The organism is Natrarchaeobius versutus (assembly GCF_041205745.1).
GTDB lineage: Archaea > Halobacteriota > Halobacteria > Halobacteriales > Natrialbaceae > Natrarchaeobius > Natrarchaeobius versutus.
This window is the reverse complement of sequence record NZ_JBGFCC010000009.1, coordinates 178,684-202,184: the sequence shown is the minus strand read 5'-3', so window position 1 is coordinate 202,184 and position 23,501 is coordinate 178,684. Positions and strand designations below refer to the sequence as shown.

The following is a 23,501-nucleotide window of genomic DNA, read 5'->3' as shown; positions in this document are numbered from 1 at the left end:
AGGTCAGGTCGAAGGCGATTCGAGCCGCCGGTCAGGCCGCCGGCTCGAGGTCGGCGCGCTCGGCTTCGGACTGGACGAGGTACGCGCGGTCGTCGGCGTACTCCGCGACGACCTCGAGGGCGTCGCGAGTGCCGATCCGGTTGAGCGCCCACGCGGCGCTGGCCCGGACGCGGTCCTCCTCGTCCTCGGCCAGCACGTCGCCGAGCGGCTCGATCGCGCGGGTGTCACCGATCAGGCCGAGCGCACGGGCGGCCCAGCTTCGGACGTCCGGGTTGTCCTCCGCGAGCTGGTTCGCGATCGGCTGGACGGCCTCCTCGGCTCCGATCTCACCGAGTGCGCGAAACGCCGGCTTCTGGAGGTCCGGGTTGCTGTCGACGTAATCGAGTAGAGTATCGACGACGTCGTCGTCCGCGATGCCGATCTTGCCGAGAATGCGCATCGCCGCCTGGTTGCGCCGGTTGGCCTGGGCGAGCATCGGCTCCGTGGCTTCCGCCGGTCCCAGCCGTTCGAGGGCCTCGAGACAGTGTTCCTCCATGAAATCCGAGTCGAGGCTGTCGTAGGCCAGCAGGATGTAGTCGACGTTGCCGCGTTTCTCGTGGACTTTGAGCGCGTGCCACTCCGGCGGGAAGTCCTTGACGTGATCGAGCACCTGGTAAAATCCTTCGCGGCGAAGCTGTTCGCGAACCTCGAGGTCGGTCCACTCGGTCGCATCGTCGACGTCCGACTCGAGGTCGTCCGTCGCCTCGAGCAATCCGGCGATCGTCTCCGCGTCGTCGTCGGCGTCGAGGTCGGCGTCCCCGACGGCCGTCGTCGCGTCCTCGAGTGCGTCCGCGAGTCCCTCCGGAACGTTACTTTCCTCCTCGCCACCCTCGCCGAGTTCGGCGCCGCTCGCGGGCACGAGGTCGTCGGGCGTCGAGAGGTCGCTTTCGAGCAGATCGTCGACGTCCGCGAGGAAGGAATCGACGGCCGCGATCAGCTCTTCGTCGCCCTCGAGACTCCATCGGGTGCCCGTGATCGTCCCGCTGACGCCGTCGATCTCGCCGACGACGTCCTCGGCGTAGGGACCGCGCTGGTCTTCGAGGTCGGACTCGAGATCCGAGAGATCGGACTCGATCTCGTCGTACCGATCCTGTAGCTCCTCCTCCCTGGCCGGTTCGTCGTCCTCGTCTTCGTCGTCCTCGCCGTTTTCCGTCTCGGGCGGATCGGGAATCTCGACCGTTTCGAGGTTCTCGCCGAATGCATCCAGGTCGGCCTCGACGACGTCGAGGTCGTCTTCGGTCTCGGCCGCCTCGAGGTCCTCACCGAGGTCCGCGAGGTCGGACTCGAACGCCTCGAGATCGTCCTCGATGGCGTCGAGATCGGGGGCCGACGCGTCCGTCTCGACTTCCTCGTCTGCGTCGCCTTCGGTTTCGGGGTCGTCACTCATGCGTACACCCTCCTCGAGAGACGACGCTCACGCGTGACAGCGTTCATACGCTACGGTCGTGCCAGGATCGCCCTAAGCGTTTCCATGCACGTCCGTCCCCGCGGGCTGGAGTTCCTCGCGCCAGTAGAACCACGGACTGAGCGTCATGTACGCGATACCGAGGATCAAAAGCGCGAAGGGAAACGACCGGTTGGCAAAGCCCGGGATCAGAATGGCGAGTACGTGGACGACGCCCATGATCCCCGCGTCTCGAACGAGCAGATCCGGGTACTGGATCCGCGAGACCATCAGGTAACAGAACGCGCCCGTGATCGCGAGGACGAGCCACGGGCCGGCGACGTTCGCGAGGATCGCCGCGCCCAGAATCGTCGCCGCGAGCGTCGTCTGGATCCCCTCGGTGTAATCGCCGGCGACGTCGTAGGCGGTGTACATCCCCAACCGGGTAACCGCCGTGGCGACGAACAGCGTACAGACGGAGAGGACGAGCGCCAACTCAACCGTCATCGAGTCGAATCCGATGCCGAGGCCGTCGGTGACGACGACGAACGCGAGCGCCGCTGGCGCAACGGCGAAGGAGGCGACGTCGGCCAGCGAGTCGAGGTAGGGGCCGGCCTCGGTGCCGCCGTACCGTCGGGCGAGGATGCCGTCTAACCCGTCGGCGACCGCCGCCAGCAGGATGAGACGAGCGGCGAGATCGATGTCGACGAAGGCGACGACGACCGCGACGAATCCGAGGGCGGCGTTGGCGATCGTCACTGCGTCGGCGACTCCCAGTCTGCCGACGAACCGCGGAAGCATGTTCGCCGATTCAGCGGGCGGGTACCTTACGTGTTTTCGTTTCACGACGGACTGGCGAACGGAACGCACTCGGACGATCGCGACGAGCGAACGGAGTCGCCGCCGGCCGACAGCAACGCGTTCGTCGGCAGGACGGTTCCAGCGCTCCGAGAACGAACCGGGGTGGTTATATGCGGACTCTCCCAACCGGCGAGTATGAACCGGCGCGCCTACCTCGCGTCCGTGGGAACCGTCGCCTCCGTGGGGCTTGCGGGTTGTACCTCCGTTCTCGGTATCTTCGAGGACGACCCCTGTAGCGGCGACGGCTGTGACGTCGGAATGACGCGCAACGAGTTCGTTCCCGAGGAGTACGAGGTCCGCGCCGGCGAGACCGTCGTCTGGAAGAACACCAGCGGCGCAGACCACACGGTGACGGCCCTCGAGAACACCCTCCCCGAGGGCGCGGCGTACTTTGCGACCGGCGACTACGACGACGAGCGGACCGCTCGAGACGCCTGGCACGAGTACCGCGGCGGTCGACTCGGCACCCGCGAGACCTACGAGCACACGTTCGAGGTGCCGGGAACGTACGACTACATCTGCGAGCCGCACCTCCGGGGTGGCATGGTCGGGACGATTATCGTGACCGAGTGATCCGCCGACTACGCTCACTCGAGCGTGTCATTTCATCAGTCGATACGACAGGCAAAGACAGTACTGTCCCATTGTGCATCACCGACCTGCGGTGGCGCGCGCTGTCGAGCGGTCGAGTGACGACGAGACCGCTCGACGATACTGTGCGAGGTCTTCGTGAGCGCAGCGAACGAAGGCGTGAAACGTCTTCCTATGGATGAGCGACCGGAGGGCGCGAATCGGTTGGGGAGGACGCGGCTACTCCCCGTTGCCACGAAAGCAGAACGCTTCCTGGAGAACGCTCTCGAGCACACCGGTCGATACACCTGTCGACTGATCGGTAGATCCAATCAGCGTGTGTTGAAACAACCATTCGCGGAATTTTCGATAACACGCTTCTCGAGCACTACTGTCGAAGCCGAATGCGTTGTGAATCGCGCTTCACAGAACGACTATTCAACGGCCGCGAGTAGCTGATTTCGTGAACGCAACGATAATCGGCTCCCAGATGGGAGACGAGGGAAAGGGCGGTATCGTCGACGTCTTCGGCGACGGCGCTGACGTCGTCGTCCGGTATCAGGGTGGGGACAACGCGGGTCACACCGTCGCCGAGGACGGAACCGAGTACGCGCTCCGATTGCTCCCCAGCGGCGTCGTCCGCGGGAAAACCGGCGTGCTCGGAAACGGCTGTGTCGTGAGCCTCGAGACGCTGTTCGACGAGATCGACACGCTTCGGGAACGCGGCCTCGAGCCCGACGTTCGCGTCTCGAGTCGGGCTCACGTCGTCCTCCCGTATCACCGAGTTCTGGACCAGCTATCGGAGACCGCGAGAAGCGAGACGACCGACGCGGTCGGCACGACCGGCAACGGCATCGGACCCGCCTACGAGGACAAGGCGAGTCGCCGGGGGATTCGGATCGCGGACCTGCTCGCACCCGAGGTCCTCCGGGAACGCCTCGAGTACGCGGTGGCTCTGAAGCGCCGACTCGTGGACGAACCGTCGGCGACCGGGTCGGGGAACGCCTTCGACGTGGATCACCTGTTCGAGACGCTCCGAGAGTACGGCAAGCGACTCGAGGCGAATGGGATGATCGTCGACACCGGCGAGTTCCTCACCGAGCGTTCGCGCGAGGGAGAGACGATCCTCTTCGAGAGCGCTCAGGGAACCCACATCGACGTCGACCACGGCACGTACCCGTTCGTCACGTCGTCGAACCCGACCGCTGGGGGTGCGATCGTCGGCACCGGCGTTTCGCCGTCGGTCGTCGCCGACGGCCACGTGATCGGCGTCGTGAAATCCTACCTCACTCGAGTCGGGAACGGGCCGCTCCCGACGGAGTTCGAGGAGGACGTCGCCGACGACTTTCGAGAAACGGTCGGCGGCTTCGGAACCGTCACCGGCCGACCGCGCCGGATCGGCTGGCTCGACCTCCCGATGGTTCGCGCGTCGGCGCGAGTAAACGGATTCACCGGCATCGCGCTGAACCACGTCGACGCCCTCGCCGGACTCGAGGAGCTTCGCGTCTGCACGGCCTACGAACTCGAGGGCGAAACCCTGCGAACACCGCCGTCGACCGTCGAGGCGTGGAACCGGTGCAGTCCGCAGTACGAACGCTTCGAAACGTGGTCCGACCGCGACTGGCGCGCAATCGCCGACCAGGGGTACGACGCCCTGCCGGAAGCCGCTCGAACCTTCGTCGAGTTCGTAAGCGCCGACCTCGAGTGCCCGGTGTTCGCGGTGGGCGTCGGCCCGGACCGCGAAGAGACGATCGTGCTCCGGAATCCGTTCGACCCGACGGATCGAGAACAGGACGATCGGAACACCGGCCGCGACCACCCGGTTTCATCGTAACCGAGACGATATGTTCGGTCGGAACGAACGACGCACTCGAACGAGCATCGCAGAGTCACGACCCATCCCCCGGCCAACGACGGCCGAAATCGACCGATGACGGACGACCCACTCGATACGGACGCCGCGTTCTCGCTTCTGGCCGACGAGACGCGCGTCCGCATTCTCGAGGAACTCGGCGCCGCGACCGCCTCGCCGGAGACCGGCATTCCGCGCCTTTCTTACGCCGATCTCAAATCCCGCGTCGGCGTTCGCGACTCCGGACGATTCAACTACCACCTGACGAAGCTGGTGGGTAACTACGTCGCGAAAGAGGACGAGGGGTACCGGCTCCGGTGGCCCGGTCTGGTGCTCTACCGGACGATCGTCGCCGGTCACCTCACCGACGAGGTGGAGCCGGCCGTCGACCGCTTTGCGGTCGGCACCGACTGTCATCGCTGTGGCGACTCGCTCGAGGCTCACTCCTACGAGACGCTCTTTCGAGTCCGGTGTCGCGCCTGCGATGCAACGTACACCGATGTCTACGTCCCGACCCACGGGCTCGTCGACCGCGACCAAGCTGGGATTCTCGCGGCCGTCCACCGGCGAAGCCGGACGATACTCGACTCGATGGTCTCCGGCCAGTGTCCGTGGTGTGCACGTGACGTCACCCCCGAGATCCACGAGCGCGACGGCTCGCTCCCGTCGCTTCACGACGCTCGAGACCTCGATCCGTACGCCGTCTACCACTGCACTGACTGCACCGGCTTCCAGTACGTTCCGGTCTCACGATGCCTGCTCTATCACCCCGCGACCGTCGCCTTCTACCACGACCACGGGCTGGACCTCACCGAGATTCCGGCCTGGGAACTCCCCTGGGCCGTCACCGACGACGCGACGACCGTCCTCGCATCCGACCCCTGGCGGTTTCGCGTCCGGATCGAACTCGAGGACGAGGCGTTCGTCGCCGAGCTAAACGACGATCTCGAGGTCGTGGATACGACTCGAGAGCCGATCCGTACGCCCTCGGACGGCGGCGAGTGAGTGTGCCGAGAACCTGATCGGGCCGGGACCTGAACCGGATTCTCAGGAGTGGGAGACGAATCAGATGACTCGGCCGTCGGCCTCTCCGTTCGGAGTAGTTCCGACGGCTCGGCGTTCGTGCGGCTATTTCGAGTCACTGGACCAGCCGTCAAATCAGCTGTAGTGACGGTTATCGATAAGAATCTATCAGGACGACCGTCACGATAGACTTTTCACCACTCGATTCTACCACCTAGTTGTATGAGCGACTTCGAGCAGTTCAGTGACGTCGGCGAAGCGGATGTAACGCGTGCAATCGGACAGGAGTGGACCGAGGAGTTCATGGACTTCTCGGATTCGGACGTCATCATCGTCGGCGGAGGTCCCTCGGGCCTGACCGCCGCGAAAGAACTCGCCGAGCGCGGCGTGAAGGTGATGGTCGTCGAGAAAAACAACTACCTCGGCGGCGGCTTCTGGCTCGGCGGCTTCCTGATGAACAAAGTGACGGTCCGAGATCCCGCTCAGAAGGTCCTCGACGAACTCGACGTCTCCTACAAGCAGTCCCAGGACAGTGAGGGGCTGTACGTCGCGAACGGTCCCGAGGCCTGTTCCGGACTCATCAAAGCCGCCTGTGACGCCGGCGCAAAGATGCAGAACATGACCGAGTTCACGGACATCGTCATCCGCGAGGACCACCGCGTCTCGGGAATCGTCATGAACTGGACGCCGGTCCACGCCCTGCCGCGTGAGATCACCTGCGTCGACCCGATCGCCGTCGAGGCCGACCTCGTCATCGACGCGACGGGCCACGACGCGATGGCGATCACCAAACTCGACGAGCGCGGCGTCCTCGACGCGCCCGGCATTCAGGACGCCAAAGAGCGCGGACAGGTCATGGACCAGACCGATTCGGACACCTACGGCGCGCCCGGCCACGACTCGCCCGGCCACGACTCGATGTGGGTCGGCAAGAGCGAGGACGCCGTCGTCGAACACACTGGCCTCGTCCACGACGGCCTGATCGCGACCGGGATGGCCACCGCGACGACCTACGGCCTGCCGCGGATGGGTCCAACCTTCGGTGCCATGCTCGTCTCGGGCAAGCGCGCCGCCCAGGTCGCTCTCGACGAACTCGAGGTCGACGCCCCCGAGGTCGAACTGACCTCGCGCGCCCAGCCCGCAGACGACTGATCGTCCGGGAGCCACCGAATTCCATGTTTTCGTTTCGTCTCGAGTCTCCACCTCGAGTCTCGACTGACGTCGGCCGACATCACCGGACCGCGGTGTGAATCAGTGACTCGCAGAACGACCGCCGTACCAGCGGGTACGTCCACCGGTTTCGTCGATCGGCGTCCGTCCCGCGTCGTACACCGCGAGAGGAACTCGGACGGCGGCTCAGACGGGATCACTCGGACGGCGAGTCAGACGGGACCGGTGCCGACGAACCTCGACCGACAGTGACATTTCGGTCGATTGAGAACCGGTGTGCAATGGCGTATCGACTGCCGAATCGAACCTGTCTTTCGTCGATTCGAGGGGTGGACAAACACGAATGATTCCCGCAGAGATCGAGATCGACCGAACGCTCCCGTCAGGGGGAACGGTCAAACACGCACTCGGGACCTACGCCGAGCAAGCCGTCGGAGCGGACGCCGAGATCACGCGCTTTCACCGCGTGTTCTATCCCGTCTTCCGCGTCGAGTACGAGTACGAACGGTCGGGACGAATTCCGTGGGGAACGGACACCGTCAGCGAGGTCACGCTGGTCGACGGGTTGTGGGCCGACAACCACGCCCCCCTCCAGACGTACCGAGCCGAAACGGACTCCCTCGAGACGGCCTCGCTCGCCGCGTACGACTTCGGGACGGACCGGCCGGGCCTCGGCCGATCGGTGTTGCTCGACTTTCAGGTTCCGACCCAACGAGCGACCGCACTGCTCCCGAATCGACTCGAGGAGATCGCCGAATCTGAGGCGTTTGCCGATCCGGCGTCGATCACGTCGTCGTTCGAGGATCAGTTGACCGAAACGTTCGGCCTTCCCGACGATCTCGAGCCCGAGACCTTCCGTGGGGTCGCCGACGTGACGCGCCTGTATCTCCCCTTCTGGATCTGTGAGGTGTACCGACCGGACGGTCGCGACCTCATCGGTGCCGTACGAAGCGTTGAGGACGCTCGCAACGACGGAACGTCACGCCACGACTGGCTCTCCGCGTTCTTCCGAGAGGACAACAGTCGCCTCGCACGCTACGCACACACCTCGATCCGCCGAGCGATCGATCCGCCGGAACCGACGGAAAGCCAGGATTCGAACGCCGCCGGAAACGAGTCGGGCGAACCCGACGCTTCGGGGTCCGCCGAACGCGTCTCCGAGACCGATGCGGGCGAGAGATCCGACCCCTCGAGTGCGCCGAACGAGCGCGGGGCGGACGAACCGTCCGACTCCGCCGGAACCGCGGAGCCGACGGGTTCCCAACCGGAGTCGAACGAACCGATCCAGCCCGAAGACGCCGAACTCGACGCCGCGACGCTCGTCGATCCGAGCCCGGACCGGTGTTTCGGCGACGTCGGCGGGATGGTCGAACTCGAGCGGACGCTCCGTCGGACGGTAATCGACCCCGTGAAGCAACCGGAGACGTACCGTCAGTACGGACTCGATCCCGTCTCGGGCGTCCTCTTACACGGCCCGCCGGGCTGTGGAAAGACCTACGTCGCAGGCGCGCTCGCCGGCGAACTCGAGTACGCCTTCCTCGAGGTGTCGCCGGCCGACCTCTCGAGTAAGTACATGGGGAAGCCGGCCGAGAACGTCCAGGACGCGTTCGCGATCGCCGAGGCCAACGCACCCTGTGTCCTCTTTCTCGACGAGATCGACGCGATCGCGAGCGCCCGCGAAGACCAATCGAGTACGAGCGAACGCGGCATGGTCAACCAGCTTCTCACCGAACTCGAGGACGTCTCCGAGGACGTACTGGTACTCGCCGCGACGAACCTCCTCTCGGACGTCGACGACGCGATCGTCCGAACGGGACGGTTCGACGAACACGTCGAGGTTCCGCCGCCGGACGTCCCCGCACGTCGGGAGATTCTGCGGATTCACCTCGAGGGGCGCCCGCTTGCGGACGGTCTCGATCTCGACTCCGTCGTCGACCGAACCGCAGGGTACGCGGCGAGCGACCTCGAGTACATCGCGACCGACGCGGCCCGACGTGCGCTTCGAAGCGGCGAGGCGATCGAAACCGATCACGTCATCGCCGCCGCCGAAGACGTCGACTCGAGCGTTCCGGACTGGGCTGGTTCCGCGCTTGGTGATGGGAAGACGCTCACCCAGCCGGACGACGTCGATCTGAGCGCACGATCGCTCGTGACGCCGAGTGTCGACCGGGAGTTTGGCGACGTCGGCGGGATGGGCGGGCTCAAGGACCGCCTCGAGGAGACGGTGATCGATCCACTCGAGAACGCAGGCCAGTACGCCGAGTACGGCCTGGGGGTGACCACCGGCGTCATGCTGTACGGTCCGCCGGGCTGTGGGAAAACCCACATCGCGGGTGCGCTTGCGGGCGAACTCGACTTCGCGTTCCTCGACGTGACGCCCGCTGATTTGACGAGCAAGTGGATGGGTAAACCCGCGCGGAACGTCGCCGATCTCTTCGAGATCGCCCGGCAGAACGCCCCGTGTCTGGTCTTTCTCGACGAGATCGACGGGGTCGCCGGCGATCGCGGCGGGAGCGAGGGAACCAGCCAGCGCCAGATGGTCAATCAACTGCTGACCGAACTCGACGGACTCGAGGACGAGGACGTCGTCGTCGTCGCCGCGACGAACCTCCTCTCAGACGTCGACGACGCCATCCTGCGCTCGGGCCGGTTCGACGAACGGATCGAGGTACCGCCGCCAGACGCTACTGCCCGTCGGGAGATCCTCGAAGTTCACCTCCGGGACCGACCCGTCGCGGACGACTGTCGCTGGGGCGACGTCGTCGAGTACACAGACGGCTACGCGGCGAGCGATCTCGCCTTGCTCGCGGACAACGCCGCCAGAGCGGCGATGCAAGCCGGCGACCGGGTTCGCGAGCGACACCTCCTCGAGGCGGTTTCGGAGACGGACTCGAGTATCGACGACTGGACCGGACCCGGCGGACGACACGCGTAGTGCGGACGGTCCGCCCGTGGCCAAATAACTCCTTAACGTACACACTGGTCGATTCGCACTCGATCGAGGTGTCCGACCGCAAGGGTTTCACCCAGTGGTACGACTAGGTAGTACATGGTCGATCGAGTGTTCATCTATCGCGCCCCGTCGACGGTCGCCGACGTCGAACGGATCAGAGACTGGCTCGAGAAACGCGTCGACGCCGAGGTCATCGTTCGAGACCGCTTCCTCGAGAGACACCAAAGCGAGGAGCTTCCGGAACGATTCGCCGAGGCGAGGGTAACGTCGCCGTACGACCGTACGACCGGGAACACGATGCTGGGAACGATCCGGTACGAAGAACGAGCGCTCGAGGATCCCGAGCGCGAAGGCGGCGTCCTCTACGACGGCATCCAGATTCAGCGGGCGTTCAACGCCGCGCTTCCGGTCGAGGAACGCGACCTCGAGACGCTCCACGTTCCGATCCTCGATCGTGCGATCGGAACGTGGGGCGACCACGACGGGCGCTGGCACAAGCGAGTGAACGTCCTCGGCCAGCCCGCGTTGATCTCCGTCCCTGGACTGTACGAGGCGCCCGCAAAGCCCGAGGAGTACTACAAGGAAAAGCAACGTCATGCGTTGCTGTCCGGCGATACGCCGCCGCGGGAGGTCCTCGAGAACCAGGTCGACGGCGAGTTCCTGATCGAGAACGATCCGCGAACGACCGACGCCCTGAAGGGGTACGTCCTTCAGGCGTATCACTACCTCGAGACTGGGGAGGCGTTCTGTGACCGAGAGGAATGTCGGCTCTTCAACGCCCACTACCACGAGGATCTGATCGACGCACAGTTACGCGAACCGTCGTTCTGTTCCGAACACGCGCGTCACTACGGGGCGCACTGACCGATCGGAAACCTCGTTTTCAGCGGTCAAATCCAGTGTTGAGTGGAGACGAATGGGACTCGAGTCGCAGCTGTTGAGTTGGGACGACACGAAACGTTCTCGGTTCAATTGCTGTCCAGAATCTACGTGGAAAAGAACATATAGTAAACTACAGCGATTCATGCGCTGATCGCCGAAAGATCCGACGATCAGGTATCAATGGCGTGCAGCGACTACGATAGTCCGTATAAGATACCTAATTACCAGAGAGTTACGATTATTTATTTGGCTTTGGTGAATGCTAGACGGCGGCGACCGTTGGTGAGAAACTCCGTCGCTCGAGGTGTCAGACTGGTACAAATCTAACTGTACGTCGAGGGGTTTGGCAGTGACGAAGCAGATGGATGCCCTCACAGTGCCCTCAGAACACTAGATCCCGGAGCTATATGGCGATTCACCAGGACCATTTATTTCAAATATCTATTCGAGTACGACTGGCGGTAAGCTACCTATTTCGTCTCACCGCTCAGACGAGTTCACGTCGGTCAAACCACCAGGCGGCGACGGCCAGGATGCTGATCGTCCAACACGCTAACACGATGAATCCGAACCATGGTTCTGCTACAAAGCTGAATCCACCCCTTGCTAGCTCGTCCGCGTTAGGTCGATGGTCTAATACGACACCGAGTGTGATCCCGTATGCTACGCTTGGCTCAAACACTTCGTAGAGAGAATACCAATCGGGAATCTCTTCGGGAATAATGCTTCTAGTAGTCCCGTAGAGAAGTAGCCTTCCGAGAGAATCCCAGAAGACACCGAGCAGTACGAGAATTCCTAATGCGCCAACAGCCGCTCGTGTTGTCGAGCGAACCAACGCAGATAGTCCAACGCCGATACTGACATAGACGCACCCGAAGAGGATTGTGACGAGTGTGAATCCGAGGTATCCAGCAACTGGTGCTGTTCCAGTAAGTGCGTAAAATGTCCCGATACCGATAGTAAATCCGATGACAATTGCGACCGACAACACGACGGTTCGCCCAAGGACCTTCCCAAGAAGGACTTCACGTCTGGTAAACGGAAGACCGAGGAGAAATCGCAGACTCCCGTGTTCGCGTTCTCGCGAGATCGCACTATAGCTAAGGAGAAGTGCGATAACCGGCACAAGGAGATGTGCCGAAGGTTGGAGTACGACAACTAATTCGGGAACGCCGTCTCCACTCTCGGCCTCGAGCTGTTCGAATACTGCAGCCAGTGCACCCATCCCGCTCGTAAAGATCGCGAAGACGATTGTTGCACCGATTAGTCCACGTGACCGGATCGCATCGTGGAAGTCCTTTTTCGCGACAGTGAGGACGTTCATCGTGATTCCTCCGTCGTATAGGCCATGAAAACGTCCTCGAGGGAGGGTTCGTCTGTTTCGAAGGACTCAACTGTTACACCGTTCGCTTCGATCGTTCGGAGAACGGCTGGTTTCGATCCGTCAGTACAGCCGACAACGGCAGTATTGCTGTCGACTAAAACTGTCGATACCCCTTCGATCGCCTTTAGGTTGGCTTGGAAGGCCGAGGGGTCCGAGATAGGGTCGACGAGTGTGATTTCAAGCTGCGTTTGAGAAGACGTAGACTTACGAAGATTATCGACGGTATCCTCCGTTACCACCGTTCCGTCTCGAAGAATGGCAACGCGGTCACAAACCGCCTCCACCTGTCCGAGAATATGTGATGAGAAAAACACAGTGGCTCCTCGGTCACGTTCCTCACGAATGATCTCGCGCATATCGTGGGCTCCAGTCGGGTCAAGACCAGTTGTGGGTTCATCCAAGAGTAACAAATCAGGTTGCCCAGCCAATGCTGTAGCGAATGCGAGTCGTTGGAGCATCCCCTTCGAGTAGCCACCAACTTTCTTCGTAGCTGCATCAGCAAGGCCAACCCGATCAAGCAACTCGTCGGGATCGTCGTCTGCGCTTTTCGCTTCAACAGCAAACTGCACGTGCTGACGGCCAGATAAGCGATCATAGAGAGAGATGCCTTCTGGGAGAACTCCGGTTCGATTTCGGATGGTAACACTGTCGTCCTGAGCGTCGAGGTCGAATACTCGAACCTCACCCGAGGTAGGACGAATGAAATTTAGAAGAATATTGATCGATGTCGATTTTCCAGCACCATTGGGGCCAAGGAATCCATACACTTCACCCTCGTTAACGGTAAGAGAGAGGTCCTCTAAGGCAATCTCAGACCCGTAGTGTTTCGTCACTGAATCGAATGTAATTGCGGCCATGTGAATCACTCGTACTGCAAACGTGCGTCTTTTCGGCGGATGGGCGCTGCTACGCGATTACTGCTGATCTGTCCGTTTTCGTCGCCAAATTTCGGTTGAGCGTTTTGGCATCTCATAGCCAATTTCCCGAAATCTGGAGAGATACATAACCCCCATTGTAGGTTTCGCGGATGCTAACTGCATAACGACCCTGCCGATCCCAATTTAGTGTCCACGAAGTGGGCACAGTTCCGAATATCCCAATCGACACGATGTGAAATTGGTGTGTGAGTAAACCCGTTCGACACGTCACTGCTATCGTCGCCATTGTCCGTCATTGCAGTCCTGATCGCCAGACGTTTCAGCGATCAGGTGTCCAGTGGTGACTGTAACTGACGGGACTAGTCTCGAACAAAATCTCGAGCGAACGGGTATTCCCACGCGTTTCCGAATATTGCCATAATTGTTGCTACGACTGAGAAACCCACTGTGAGTAGTTTCACAGCTATTAGCAACGAGATTCCAATAAGGAACGTTATTGATTTAAGCGGTTCTGGGAGAAGTAAGATATCTATCACTTCATCGCCTATCGTCATTGCGTCGCCTCCGAGAAAGAACATCCCAACAGCAAGGATAGCGAGGAGCAGTGCTGAAATGTACCAGTTGAGTGCATTTCGAGCGTTTGTACGCGTATACTTGTTATTGGCGACGAAATACACAATCGCAGCGGCAATGCCACCAGTAAAGAATGCTAATGGATGAACGAGAATTCCCATCAGTGGTCGTTCTTCGAGCAATTTTGGGCCGTGATTTGGCGTGGAGGGTTCTTCGATCATTGTTGATTGTTTGAATTGTGAGCCGTTGTATGGTGATTTACGAGGTCGGAAACACGTCAAAGGGGCCGTATTTAAACCGAAGCCATCGAACAGTCCGTTCAACAACGAGTACTAAAAGACAGACGAGGAATAGATCGATTGCAGTATCCCACAGGGCGAAACTACTATCGATGTCACCAAAACCGATACCAGCGATTGTCAGAATACCGCCGAAGGCGAACAAGACGAGTGTCCACTGGAATCCAGCGAGTACGAGTGTTCGAATCCCGGCGGTATCCTGCATCGTGAGAAAGCTACGCGTGGAGAGGCGGTCTAACGAGGTATCGCTCGAGAGGGCTTCCTTTCCGTCTGGAGACAACGGCCAATCCGATTCGGGATGGTTGATGTAGTAGAGCGTGATTGACTCGGGGTACGTCTCGGTCGCAACGACGTCGATCTCTTGCAACTCGTTCAATCGATTGCGGACAGTAGCTTTTCCGACATCCGGTTTGATACGTGCTTGGATCTGGCGGACCGAAAAGAAAGGACGATCTGCCTCGACCATTGTTTCAACAACGTGCTCTTGTGTCAGTTTGTTGTTGATGTTTCGATCGATCCGTTCGTCGATCCATGGGGGTATATCAGGCACGGCACTTCGGGGATGAGAAACTGGGTGAGAATAAATCCTCCCACCAATTTTGCGGCCGCGTAACGGCGATTAGCGCCCGTGAAATCGAGGGGAGAAACACCAAAACCGCTATTTTGCGGTTCGTATCTACGAAAATTGGACGGGTGTTTACGGCAGTAGTAATCCAACCGAATTCCTGCGATGCAACGCAGAACATACCTGACCGCCGCTGGCACAGGTGTATCGGCCCTCCTTGCAGGATGCGTGAGCAACTTCTCCGCTACGTTGAACGACAATTTCGACAATCCCCAAACAGAAGGGGAACCGGACGAGGAGAGTTACGATAACGAATCAGAGAACGATCCAGTCGATGTGATTGACGCACATCTTACTGCCCATGTTGATCAGGATGAAAAACGGTTGGTCGAAACAGTCCACGACGAGAGTCCGTTACAGGAGTTGTTCACCGATGACGAAGCGGAACTCGAGGAAATCGACTCCGCTGAACGGAGACGTACCGAAACGGTCACTAGAGATGTATCCACAGCGGATGTCTGGACGTTAGAACACGCGGAGGCACTCTTCGAAGAAGACGAGATCAGTGACCTTCTTGACGATGAAAACGCACGCCTCATCGAGGTAGAGATAGGACAATCTGAGACCACGGAGGAAGATACGTGGTTTCTCGTAACCGAAGGTGCCGAGTGGAAAGTCTTCTGGATAGGTAATCAGCGAGAAATCCCTGACGATCCTGAAGAGGCATTCGAGGACGAGATTACTGACGACGAGAATGCGGTCGTCGAAACGATCGAATATGACCTGGATCTCGACGAGAAAGACGAGGTAGGGTCACGGCAGGATTATGCTCGCGTCTACTTTACCGACACTCCAGAAATCGATGCTGACCGTGTCGAAGTAGAAACAACAATCGGTGGATATGACGGTCAAATCGAGGGATCCTGGACAGACTCATGGTTACTGATCAACCTCCATTCGGATGGCGACCAGATCGTCGTAACGATAATTGAAGACGGGGCTGAAGAAGTCGTGCATCGGGAACACTACGAACCATGAATCTCCCCTGATCACTATCTAATTGGCAGGCCTGCCGACCTCCGCAGTTCAGCCAGCCGACGTGTTGTGCAGATAGGGACAATATGCAGATTCGACAGCACCCACTCACCGGCTTGAGACGGATTGTCGTCGTTCTGTACCGGTGGTCGCTCGGACGGGGTCGGCCATCGCCGGTAAAATGCTAAAACAATCCGTATGAGCGGTCTCGCGTCCCCCTGCTCACGAGTGAATTCCTCGCTTCTTTCAGAACGGGATACGAATTATCGTAGCCACTGCACGTCTTTACACACCTGATCGCCAGGCGAAAAGCGCGGTTCGAGGAGCGTGATTCGGAGTGAGCGCGATTCGGAGTGAACGGAGTGAGCGCGATTCGGAGTGAACGGAGTGAACGAGAATCGCGGAACGGCGAACGGGGAGGAACGACCCGCGAGCTGTGCGGTCAGTGTGTCAATCGGTGCAGTCGTTACTATAGTTGCCACAAACTCGAGTTCCGCGAAGAACGCGAGTGCTCGATAGCGCGGTGACCGGCGTCGATGAGCCAAGCCGTCGTGATAGATAGCGTCGCCACAGCGACAGCACCGACCCCGGCCGCATAGCCGGCGACGGCGTTCGGGTGATCACTTTGAGAACCGTATGGTTCCGTATGCAGTCGAGAGGTATCCGCTGTTGGGACCTGAATACCGGCTGATTGAACGCAAGACTGCTGAAACAGCAATATCACTCAACAGCCGAGGTAGTGGATTCCATATATCGGAATATGGTTCATCGGTCGAATTCCGCTACCGTCTCGAACGAATCGTCGACGATCGACTCGAGAATCTGGTCCGCGCGGACGTCGTCCGGAAGCTGATGGGGATACTTTCGTCGGAAGTACCCGAGAATATTCTCCAGATCACGTCGGAGGAACTCCTCGGCGTTCTCGTGGTCGGTCGGGACGGCCTGGGGCCAGTCGAAGATCGTCACACCCCCCTCGCTCACGAAGACGTTGTACTCGCTCATATCCGCGTGGACGTACCCCAGTTCGTGTGCGCGCGCGACCTCCGTCAACAACAGGTCGAGGACGCCCACGATCTGTTCGTCCTCGAGTCGGGTTCGCGAGAGCTCGACGCCGTCCATCTTCTCCATGACGATGGCGTGTCGGTTCTGGTCGATCGGTTGGGGAACCGCTACGTCGGGATAGAGTTCCTCGAGGGTCTCGTACTCTCGTTCGGCGGCTTTCCGGGCGGTGTACATCCAGGAGACGTGCTCGTTGTCCGACGCGTAGTCGCGTTCTTTGTGGACCTCCCGAAAGTTCGTATACCCCTCGCGGTGGTATTTCAGCGCGTGGGGTTTGTACGAGCGCACTTCGTAGACGTCGCTTTCCTTGCCGACGCCGAGTGGCGACCCGAACTCGGAGATCGTCTCGCGTTCGGCAAAGGCCCGCAACGCGAGTGCGTCGTACCCCTCGAACTGGAGCGTATACCCCTCGTACTGGATGGTCTTCTTCTCGATCAGGCCTCGTTTGAGACAGCGCTCGAGTCGGTAATCGACCTCCTCGCCGGTCAAACTGGAGAACTTCGGTAGTTTCTCCCGTTGGACCCACTCGGAGAATCGCATTCCCTGCTCGACGCCCGACAGGAGATAGAAGTCCTCCGCCTCGAGTTCCGGAAGAAGTCCGGCAACATTCCGCACCATGCCCGCAGTAGCCGGCGTGAACGTAAAAACGTCGTGACGCGGGCCGGCGGTACATCGATCGGCAGAAATCCCGGAGAACCCAACGGAACGGCCTCTCGGACCCGAAGCAGACACATAAACCGTATACTGGGATATCAAATTATATTGTGGCATCAAATCGGCGTCTGGGTCGTCACTATCGAGAATCGGTGTTAGAACGGCGTTGCATCCGCTCGACACCGGTCGTAAACGGCCTCGAGCCACGTCCGTGCCTCGGATCGACCGGATTCGACGTAAACGGTCGGCAGGCCCGTCGCAGGGTCGTGGCCGACGATGGTAACCATCTCGTCGTCGTCGATGGAAAACGAGAACGGAATCGACGCGTCGTCAGCGACGAGAATGGAGACTGCGTCGCTCGCAGTGACCTCACGGAACTCGTCGCCACCGATCGTCTCGTGTGCTTCCAGAGCGCTGGCGGCGAAGATGCGCTCGATGTGATCTACGGACTCGAGTGAGGAGTTCGCACGTTGCATCGCCTCGAGGGCGGTCACGCTGGTGATCGTGCCGCGGGACGTCGTCGTCTCCTCGAGCCGTTCGATCACACGGTCGACCACACGATAGGGATTGGACGCGTCCGAGACGACGAGCGTCGCGTCCTCCAACAGATGGGCATGGTCTACGAGTTCCGGATCGTCGACGAGGGCAATCAGGGGCTCGAGGTGATCGATAGCCTCGACGGCGGCGACGTACGTCTCACCTGCTGCCGACAATGTCGCACCCTTGCTCGTCGTTCGATATCCCGCGGCGGTCTGTTCGAGTAATCCCTGCTCTTCCAGAGCCACGGTCGCCCGGTAAACGGTCGTCCTCGACAGGGAGGTGTGCTCGGCGAGTTGCTTTCGCGAAAGCGACGTTTCACGGCAGGCGTCGAGAACTGGCATTCGCCGGAGTGCAGAGATAGCCCGTTCGAGATCCGACGTATCCATGCCCCACGTCACCGCTCGATCCGTATAACGTTTCACCTCGGGTTCAGCTGTTCGTCGGTGAACAGCTTGTTCGACACAAACATATCAGTTCATAGATAGATATAAGTACGGATTCTCGGAAGTAGACGGCGTGATCACGGTACCAGTACGGAACGGTCCATTTGGACGGAACGAACGGGGGACGACGGAGCGGGCGGCGGGTAGTTGTGCGGCCCACCGAGGGCCCGTGATCGAGGCGAACAGGGTCGATCGATGAATTTCCGTCGATTGCTCAAGATAGGCGTAATGATCGCCCTCCTGGTGGTGCTGTTCGCCGGAGCGGCGACCGCGGACGGCCCGGCCGGAATGGAAGGTGAAGGAACCGCGAGCGATCCGTACGAAGTTACGAACGTGACGCAACTGCAGGCGATGAACGAGGAGAAAGACGCCCACTACGTGCTGACCGAAGACATCAACGCGAGCGAAACGAGCGACTGGAACGGCGGTGACGGATTCGAACCGATCGGCGTGAGTCTCGATTGGTTCGAAGGAACGTTCGACGGCAACGGGCACACGATCAGTAACCTCGAGATCGATCGCGAGGGTGAGGACAACGTCGGTCTGTTCGGCCTGGCTGCGGATGCAACCATCGAGAACGTCGGAGTCGTCGATGCGGACGTCACCGGCGGCGAAAACGTCGGCGGCCTCATCGGCGCCAACGTCGGCGAAGTCTCCGACTCGTACGCAACCGGCGACGTCAGCGGCGATCAGAACGTGGGCGGACTCGTCGGACACAGCGAAGAGAGTGTCATGGGTAACAACGTCGAAATTACCGGGTCGTACGCGACTGCTTCCGTCACCGGCGATTATTACGCGGGTGGGCTCGTCGGACGGAATGCAGTCGAAATTGTCGATTCACACGCGACTGGAATCGTTTCCGGAAAACAAAGCGCTGGCCAGATCGGTGGACTCGTCGGACGAAACGACGGTACTGTCTCCGGCTCGTACGCGACCGGTCCCGTGACCGGAAATCAGTACGTGGGCGGGCTCACCGGACGGAACGACGGCACGGTTTCCAGTTCGTATTCGACCGGCGACGTTACCGGAGACATGAGGTACGTGGGTGGGTTCGTCGGCCGTAACGACGGTACGATCTCCGAGTCGTACACGACCGGCGGCGTTACCGGTAGCACGGTATATCAGTGGGGCGGGTTCGGCGGCGACAACGACGGCACGATCACCGGATCGTACTGGAATACCGAGACGAGTGGAACCAATACCGGCATCGGAGAGGACGACGACACCGGCGTCACCGGCCTCGAGACCGATCAAATGCAGGGGTTCGCGCCGCTCGAGACGATGGACGCGATCTTCGACGGCTCGGGGACGTGGACGATCGCCGAGGGATACCCCGTGTTGGCACGCCAGGACGTCGACGAACCGGTCGTCGACGCGATCGACGCCGCCAACGCACAAACACAGGCCGGCGAGGGCGCCACGCTCGAGGTCACGGCTGAAAGCGACGGGACCAGTGCGGGGATGGGGGTGGCCGTGACTGTCGTGGACGGCGGCGGTCTCGACGGTCTCGACGCCGACGAGACCGCGGTAACCGACGGGAACGGAACCGCGACGTTCGCGTTCAACGATACCGGCGCCGGCGAGTACGACCTTGAGTTCGCATGGGACGAAAACGACGACGTCACCGACAGCGCAGGCGTTACGATCGAACCGGCATCCGTCGATACCGTCGATCTCAGTCCCGACCACGGAGGGACGATCGAGGCCGGCGAGACGCTCGAGTTCAGCGCGACCGCGACCGACGAGTACGGGAACGTCGTCGCGGACGAAACGGACGTCACGTGGGAAAACGCCAGCCAGGATGGTGCGTTCGAAGAGACGAGCGCAGGATCCTACGACGTGAGGGCCGAACGAGACGGCGTCACGTCGGAGACGGTGACGATGACGGTGGAGCCGAGTGACGCCGACTCGATCGCACTCTCGCCGTCGGATGCTCGATCGGTCGAAGCAAACGAGACGCTCGAGTTCGAGGCGGCCGCAGTGGACGCGTACGGTAACGTGGTCGAGGACGACGACGACGCGTTCACCTGGGAGTACGCCGCAAGCGACGGTACCTTCACGGAGACCGACGCGGGATCCTACGACGTGACGGCCGCGTTGGGTGGCGTCACCTCGACGATTACGACGGTGACGGTGGAGCCAGCTTCGGTCGACTCGGTCGTCCTCTCGCCGTCGGAGACTCGATCGCTCGAGGCGGGTGAACGCCTCGAGTTCGACGCGATCGCTTCCGACGAGTACGACAACCCCATCACGGTCGATAGCGCCGATTTTACCTGGGAGAACGCCAGCCAGGATGGTACGTTCGAGGAGACGAGCCCAGGAACCTACGACGTGACGGCCACCTACGGGGGGAGTACCTCGGATTCGGTGACGCTCGAGGTGTCGACCGCGACGGTCGATTCGATCGATATTTCGACTGCCGATGGGACCGAGGTAACCGCCGGCGAAACTGTCGAGTTCGACGCCGCCGCATTCGACGAGTACGAAAACCTCGTCACCGAGGGGACCGACGAGTTCGAGTGGAAGAACGCGGATGGTGGGCGATTCGAGAACGCGACTGCCGGTAGCTACGAGGTGAGCGCCGTCTACGAGAACGTCACCTCGAGTGTCACGACCGTCACCGTCGAACCGGCCGAAACCGATTCGGTGGTCGTTTCGACCGCCGACGAGACAGCGATCACCGCCGGCGAAACCGTCGAGTTCGACGCGGTCGCCTCCGACGAGTACGGCAACGCAATTACGGACGAGGCCAGCGAGTTTGCGTGGATCGCCACAGAAGGGGGGACGTTCGACCGAACGACTCCCGGAAGCTACGAGGTGAGTGCCGCCTACGAGGGTATCGACTCGAACGCAATCACGGTCGACGTCTCGCCTGCCGTAGTCGATTCGGTGGAGGTCTCGACCGCCGACGAGACAATAATTGACGCCGGACAGACCCCCGAATTCACCGCGACCGCGACCGATCAGTACGGGAACCTCGTCACGGACGGCGTTGCTGAGTTTACCTGGGAGAACGCCGGAGACGATGGCACGTTCGAGGGGACGAGCGCAGGGTCGTACGACGTCACGGCCGAATTCGGCGGTGTGACGTCGGAGGCAGTGACCGTAACGGTCGAAGCAGGGAATGTCGACTCGATCGAAATCACACCCCGAGAGAATCGGGCGATCGAGGCCGGCGAGACGCTCGACTTCGACGCCACTGCAGTGGATGCGTACGGAAACGTGGTCGAAGACGACGACGACGCGTTCGCCTGGGAGTACGCCGCGAGCGATGGATCCTTCACGGAGACGGAGGCGGGATCGTACGACGTAAGGGCCGGACTGGCCGGCGTCACGTCGGAGACGGTGACGGTGTCGGTCGGATCGAACGATATCGACTCCGTCAGTCTCACACCGACAGAAAATCAAACGATCGAGGCCGGCGAGACGTTCGAGTTCGATGCGATCGCGGTGGATGGGTACGGCAACGTGGTCGAGGACGACGACGAGGCGTTCACTTGGAACGGTACCCCAAGCGATGGGACGTTCGCGGAGACGGGCACGGGATCGTACGACGTGACGGCCGAGCTGGGCGGTATCTCATCGGAGACGGTGACAGTAACGGTCGAAGCGGGCGCCGTGACAGCTATCGAAATCAGATCCGAAGAAAACCGCACGGCCGAGGCCGGTGAAATCGTCGAACTACGGGCGGTCGCGACGGATGCGTACGGTAACGTGGTCGAGGACGGCGACGAGGCGTTCACCTGGCAGAACGCCACGAACGGCACCGTCGGAAAGACGAGCGCAGGATCGTACGACGTAACGGCCGAACGAGACGACATCAGATCGGAGACCGTGACGGTGACGGTCGAGCCGAGTGCCGTCGATTCGATCGAGCTCGTTCCTCGAGAAAACCAAACGGTCGAGACCGACGAGTCGATCGACTTCGACGCGACTGCAGTGGATCGGTACGGCAACGTGGTCGAGGACGACGACGCCGAGTTCACCTGGGAGAACGCCACCGATGATGGATCGTTCGCGAACTCGACCGAAGGAACCTATGCGGTGTTTGCTACGCTCGACGAAACGTCGTCCGCGACGAGGATCGTAACGGTCCGAAGGTCTTCGACTTCGTCCTCGTCCGCTTCCCCTCTACCGACGCCACCTCGATCAGTAAACGATCCAGCCGAAATCGAAATTATCGACGCCGAGAGTCACTGGACCGGCCCGATAGACGACGAACGCATCGACCGAGTACGAATCGTCGTCGAAAACGTCGGTGGGTCCGACGGCGACGACGACGTCGAACTCGTGATCGACGGAGCGACCGTCGCGGCCACGTCCATCGTCGACCTCGGAAGCGGCGAAAACGAGACCGTCGAATTCACCGATATCGACGTGGGCGGGTTCCCGCCCGGCGAGCATCCCTACACCGTCGAAACCGGCGACGACGTCTTCGAAGGAACGCTCGAGATTCCCGAACCCGAGACGCGGACGCTCGAGGTGAGAATCGTCGACGCCGGCAACTCGTCGCCGATCCCCGAGGCAGACGTCACCGTCGACGGCGAGTCGCTTCCGACGGACGCCGACGGATCTGCCGTCGAAGGCCTGGAGAGGGGAACGTACGTCGTAAACGCGGCCGCACCGGGGTACGAGGACGCCGAGGAACGGGTTACGATCGACGGCGATGACCGAGAACTGCGGATCGCACTCGAACCGAGTTCCTCCGCGGGCGACGACGATGTTCCCGGATTCGGCGTCTTCGCAGTCCTGGCGGTGCTGACAGCACTACTCGTGTTCGGCGCTCGTCGTGGGGATCGGTAAGGGTCGATTCATCGGCTGGACACGCTTTCGCCGCGCCACGTCGCGTTGAAGTGTTTCCCGAGGATCTCCCACCGGGCGTACTATAGTAACAACTGCACCGATGTACACACTGATCGCCGAGCTCACGGGTCACTGGGTTCCCCGCTCGCTATTCCGCGGTTCTCACTCATGGTTCGAAAATCGAAGATTTTCGTCATCACGAACGACCGCTGGTCGTTCGAACGACTTCGCTCGCTCACGGGTCGTTCCTCCCCGTTCGCATTGACGCGGTTCTCGCTCATGGTTCGAAAATCGAAGATTTTCGTCATCACGAACGACCGCTGGTCGTTCGAACGACTCCGTTCGCTCACGGGTCGTTCCTCCCCGTTCGCATTGACGCGGTTCTCGCTCACTCCGTTCGCTCCGAACCGCGCTCGCTCCGAACCGCGCACGCTCCGAACCGCGCTTTTCGTCTGGCGATCAGGTGTGCAATGACTTGCAGTGGCTACTATAGGGGGCGTCGCAACCACTAACACGATCGCCGACGACCAACCG

At 61.0% G+C, this 23,501-nt stretch carries 16 protein-coding genes; 8 read left to right on the top strand and 8 right to left on the bottom strand.

From position 1 onward, the window contains the following. Positions 1–31: 31 nt before the first annotated feature. Both AB7C87_RS19395 and AB7C87_RS19390 read right to left on the bottom strand, forming a co-directional pair. Complete coding sequence (locus tag AB7C87_RS19395; RefSeq protein ID WP_369731147.1) at positions 32–1,426, bottom strand: HEAT repeat domain-containing protein; 1,395 nt, start codon at positions 1,424–1,426, stop codon at positions 32–34. A 72-nt stretch (positions 1,427–1,498) separates the two neighbouring features. Continuing rightward, positions 1,499–2,224, bottom strand: a complete 726-nt coding sequence (locus tag AB7C87_RS19390; RefSeq protein ID WP_369731146.1) for a protein sorting system archaetidylserine synthase — start codon at positions 2,222–2,224, stop codon at positions 1,499–1,501. Between the two features lie 195 nt (positions 2,225–2,419). Between AB7C87_RS19390 and AB7C87_RS19385 the strand changes: the two genes are divergently transcribed. The 6 genes from AB7C87_RS19385 to AB7C87_RS19360 all read left to right on the top strand — a co-directional run bounded on the left by AB7C87_RS19385 (position 2,420) and on the right by AB7C87_RS19360 (position 10,716). Further along, positions 2,420–2,857: a cupredoxin domain-containing protein gene (locus tag AB7C87_RS19385; RefSeq protein ID WP_369731145.1), complete on the top strand. Its 438-nt coding sequence runs from the start codon at positions 2,420–2,422 to the stop codon at positions 2,855–2,857. Positions 2,858–3,317: 460 nt separating this feature from the next. Then, positions 3,318–4,688: an adenylosuccinate synthase gene (locus AB7C87_RS19380; RefSeq protein WP_369731144.1), complete on the top strand. Its 1,371-nt coding sequence runs from the start codon at positions 3,318–3,320 to the stop codon at positions 4,686–4,688. A gap of 96 nt (positions 4,689–4,784) precedes the next feature. Then, positions 4,785–5,711 carry a DUF7351 domain-containing protein gene (locus tag AB7C87_RS19375; RefSeq protein WP_369731143.1) on the top strand — a complete coding sequence of 309 codons (927 nt, stop codon included), beginning with the start codon at positions 4,785–4,787 and terminating at the stop codon, positions 5,709–5,711. A 240-nt stretch (positions 5,712–5,951) separates the two neighbouring features. Further along, positions 5,952–6,881: a sulfide-dependent adenosine diphosphate thiazole synthase gene (locus tag AB7C87_RS19370; protein ID WP_369731142.1), complete on the top strand. Its 930-nt coding sequence runs from the start codon at positions 5,952–5,954 to the stop codon at positions 6,879–6,881. Positions 6,882–7,242: 361 nt separating this feature from the next. Continuing rightward, on the top strand, positions 7,243–9,834 hold the full coding sequence (locus tag AB7C87_RS19365; RefSeq protein ID WP_369731141.1) for an AAA family ATPase: 2,592 nt from the start codon (positions 7,243–7,245) through the stop codon (positions 9,832–9,834). A 114-nt stretch (positions 9,835–9,948) separates the two neighbouring features. Further along, positions 9,949–10,716, top strand: coding sequence for a DUF7001 family protein (locus tag AB7C87_RS19360; RefSeq protein ID WP_369731140.1), 768 nt, complete (start codon positions 9,949–9,951; stop codon positions 10,714–10,716). Positions 10,717–11,221: 505 nt separating this feature from the next. On the opposite strand, the gene AB7C87_RS19355 is transcribed toward AB7C87_RS19360, so the two are convergent. From AB7C87_RS19355 to AB7C87_RS19340, 4 genes are all read right to left on the bottom strand, one after another. Continuing rightward, entirely contained in the window at positions 11,222–12,058 is an 837-nt protein-coding gene (locus tag AB7C87_RS19355) for an ABC transporter permease (RefSeq protein WP_369731139.1), read from the bottom strand. After that, entirely contained in the window at positions 12,055–12,975 is a 921-nt protein-coding gene (locus AB7C87_RS19350; RefSeq protein ID WP_369731138.1) for an ABC transporter ATP-binding protein, read from the bottom strand. Before AB7C87_RS19350 ends, AB7C87_RS19355 begins: the two co-directional genes overlap by 4 nt. 380 nt (positions 12,976–13,355) lie before the next feature. Continuing rightward, positions 13,356–13,790, bottom strand: coding sequence for a magnetosome magnetite crystal formation protein family (locus AB7C87_RS19345; protein ID WP_369731137.1), 435 nt, complete (start codon positions 13,788–13,790; stop codon positions 13,356–13,358). Between the two features lie 37 nt (positions 13,791–13,827). Further along, positions 13,828–14,418, bottom strand: a complete 591-nt coding sequence (locus AB7C87_RS19340; protein WP_369731136.1) for a hypothetical protein — start codon at positions 14,416–14,418, stop codon at positions 13,828–13,830. Between the two features lie 180 nt (positions 14,419–14,598). On the opposite strand from AB7C87_RS19340, the gene AB7C87_RS19335 reads away from it, so the two are divergent. Further along, positions 14,599–15,471, top strand: coding sequence for a hypothetical protein (locus tag AB7C87_RS19335; protein ID WP_369731135.1), 873 nt, complete (start codon positions 14,599–14,601; stop codon positions 15,469–15,471). Between the two features lie 762 nt (positions 15,472–16,233). Here AB7C87_RS19335 and AB7C87_RS19330 read toward each other — a convergent pair. Together AB7C87_RS19330 and AB7C87_RS19325 are read right to left on the bottom strand one after the other, a co-directional pair. Continuing rightward, the gene (locus AB7C87_RS19330; RefSeq protein ID WP_369731134.1) at positions 16,234–17,145 is read right to left on the bottom strand and encodes a serine/threonine-protein kinase RIO2; all 912 of its coding nucleotides are present in this window, start codon (positions 17,143–17,145) and stop codon (positions 16,234–16,236) included. Between the two features lie 191 nt (positions 17,146–17,336). Continuing rightward, complete coding sequence (locus tag AB7C87_RS19325) at positions 17,337–18,107, bottom strand: helix-turn-helix transcriptional regulator (protein WP_369731133.1); 771 nt, start codon at positions 18,105–18,107, stop codon at positions 17,337–17,339. Between the two features lie 285 nt (positions 18,108–18,392). Here AB7C87_RS19325 and AB7C87_RS19320 point away from each other — a divergent pair, with 285 nt between their 5' ends. Further along, entirely contained in the window at positions 18,393–22,967 is a 4,575-nt protein-coding gene (locus tag AB7C87_RS19320) for a GLUG motif-containing protein (protein WP_369731132.1), read from the top strand. Positions 22,968–23,501 lie beyond the last annotated feature (534 nt).

Bases quoted from the DNA above. Each gene is read 5' to 3' on its own strand.
- AB7C87_RS19320 (WP_369731132.1), top strand. From the start codon at position 18,393: ATGATCGCCCTCCTGGTGGTGCTGTTCGCCGGAGCGGCGACCGCGGAC.
- AB7C87_RS19350 (WP_369731138.1), bottom strand. From the start codon at position 12,975: ATGGCCGCAATTACATTCGATTCAGTGACGAAACACTACGGGTCTGAG.
- AB7C87_RS19370 (WP_369731142.1), top strand. From the start codon at position 5,952: ATGAGCGACTTCGAGCAGTTCAGTGACGTCGGCGAAGCGGATGTAACG.
- AB7C87_RS19360 (WP_369731140.1), top strand. From the start codon at position 9,949: ATGGTCGATCGAGTGTTCATCTATCGCGCCCCGTCGACGGTCGCCGAC.
- AB7C87_RS19395 (WP_369731147.1), bottom strand. From the start codon at position 1,426: ATGAGTGACGACCCCGAAACCGAAGGCGACGCAGACGAGGAAGTCGAG.
- AB7C87_RS19345 (WP_369731137.1), bottom strand. From the start codon at position 13,790: ATGATCGAAGAACCCTCCACGCCAAATCACGGCCCAAAATTGCTCGAA.
- AB7C87_RS19325 (WP_369731133.1), bottom strand. From the start codon at position 18,107: ATGGATACGTCGGATCTCGAACGGGCTATCTCTGCACTCCGGCGAATG.
- AB7C87_RS19330 (WP_369731134.1), bottom strand. From the start codon at position 17,145: ATGGTGCGGAATGTTGCCGGACTTCTTCCGGAACTCGAGGCGGAGGAC.
- AB7C87_RS19355 (WP_369731139.1), bottom strand. From the start codon at position 12,058: ATGAACGTCCTCACTGTCGCGAAAAAGGACTTCCACGATGCGATCCGG.
- AB7C87_RS19365 (WP_369731141.1), top strand. From the start codon at position 7,243: ATGATTCCCGCAGAGATCGAGATCGACCGAACGCTCCCGTCAGGGGGA.
- AB7C87_RS19390 (WP_369731146.1), bottom strand. From the start codon at position 2,224: ATGCTTCCGCGGTTCGTCGGCAGACTGGGAGTCGCCGACGCAGTGACG.
- AB7C87_RS19385 (WP_369731145.1), top strand. From the start codon at position 2,420: ATGAACCGGCGCGCCTACCTCGCGTCCGTGGGAACCGTCGCCTCCGTG.
- AB7C87_RS19375 (WP_369731143.1), top strand. From the start codon at position 4,785: ATGACGGACGACCCACTCGATACGGACGCCGCGTTCTCGCTTCTGGCC.
- AB7C87_RS19335 (WP_369731135.1), top strand. From the start codon at position 14,599: ATGCAACGCAGAACATACCTGACCGCCGCTGGCACAGGTGTATCGGCC.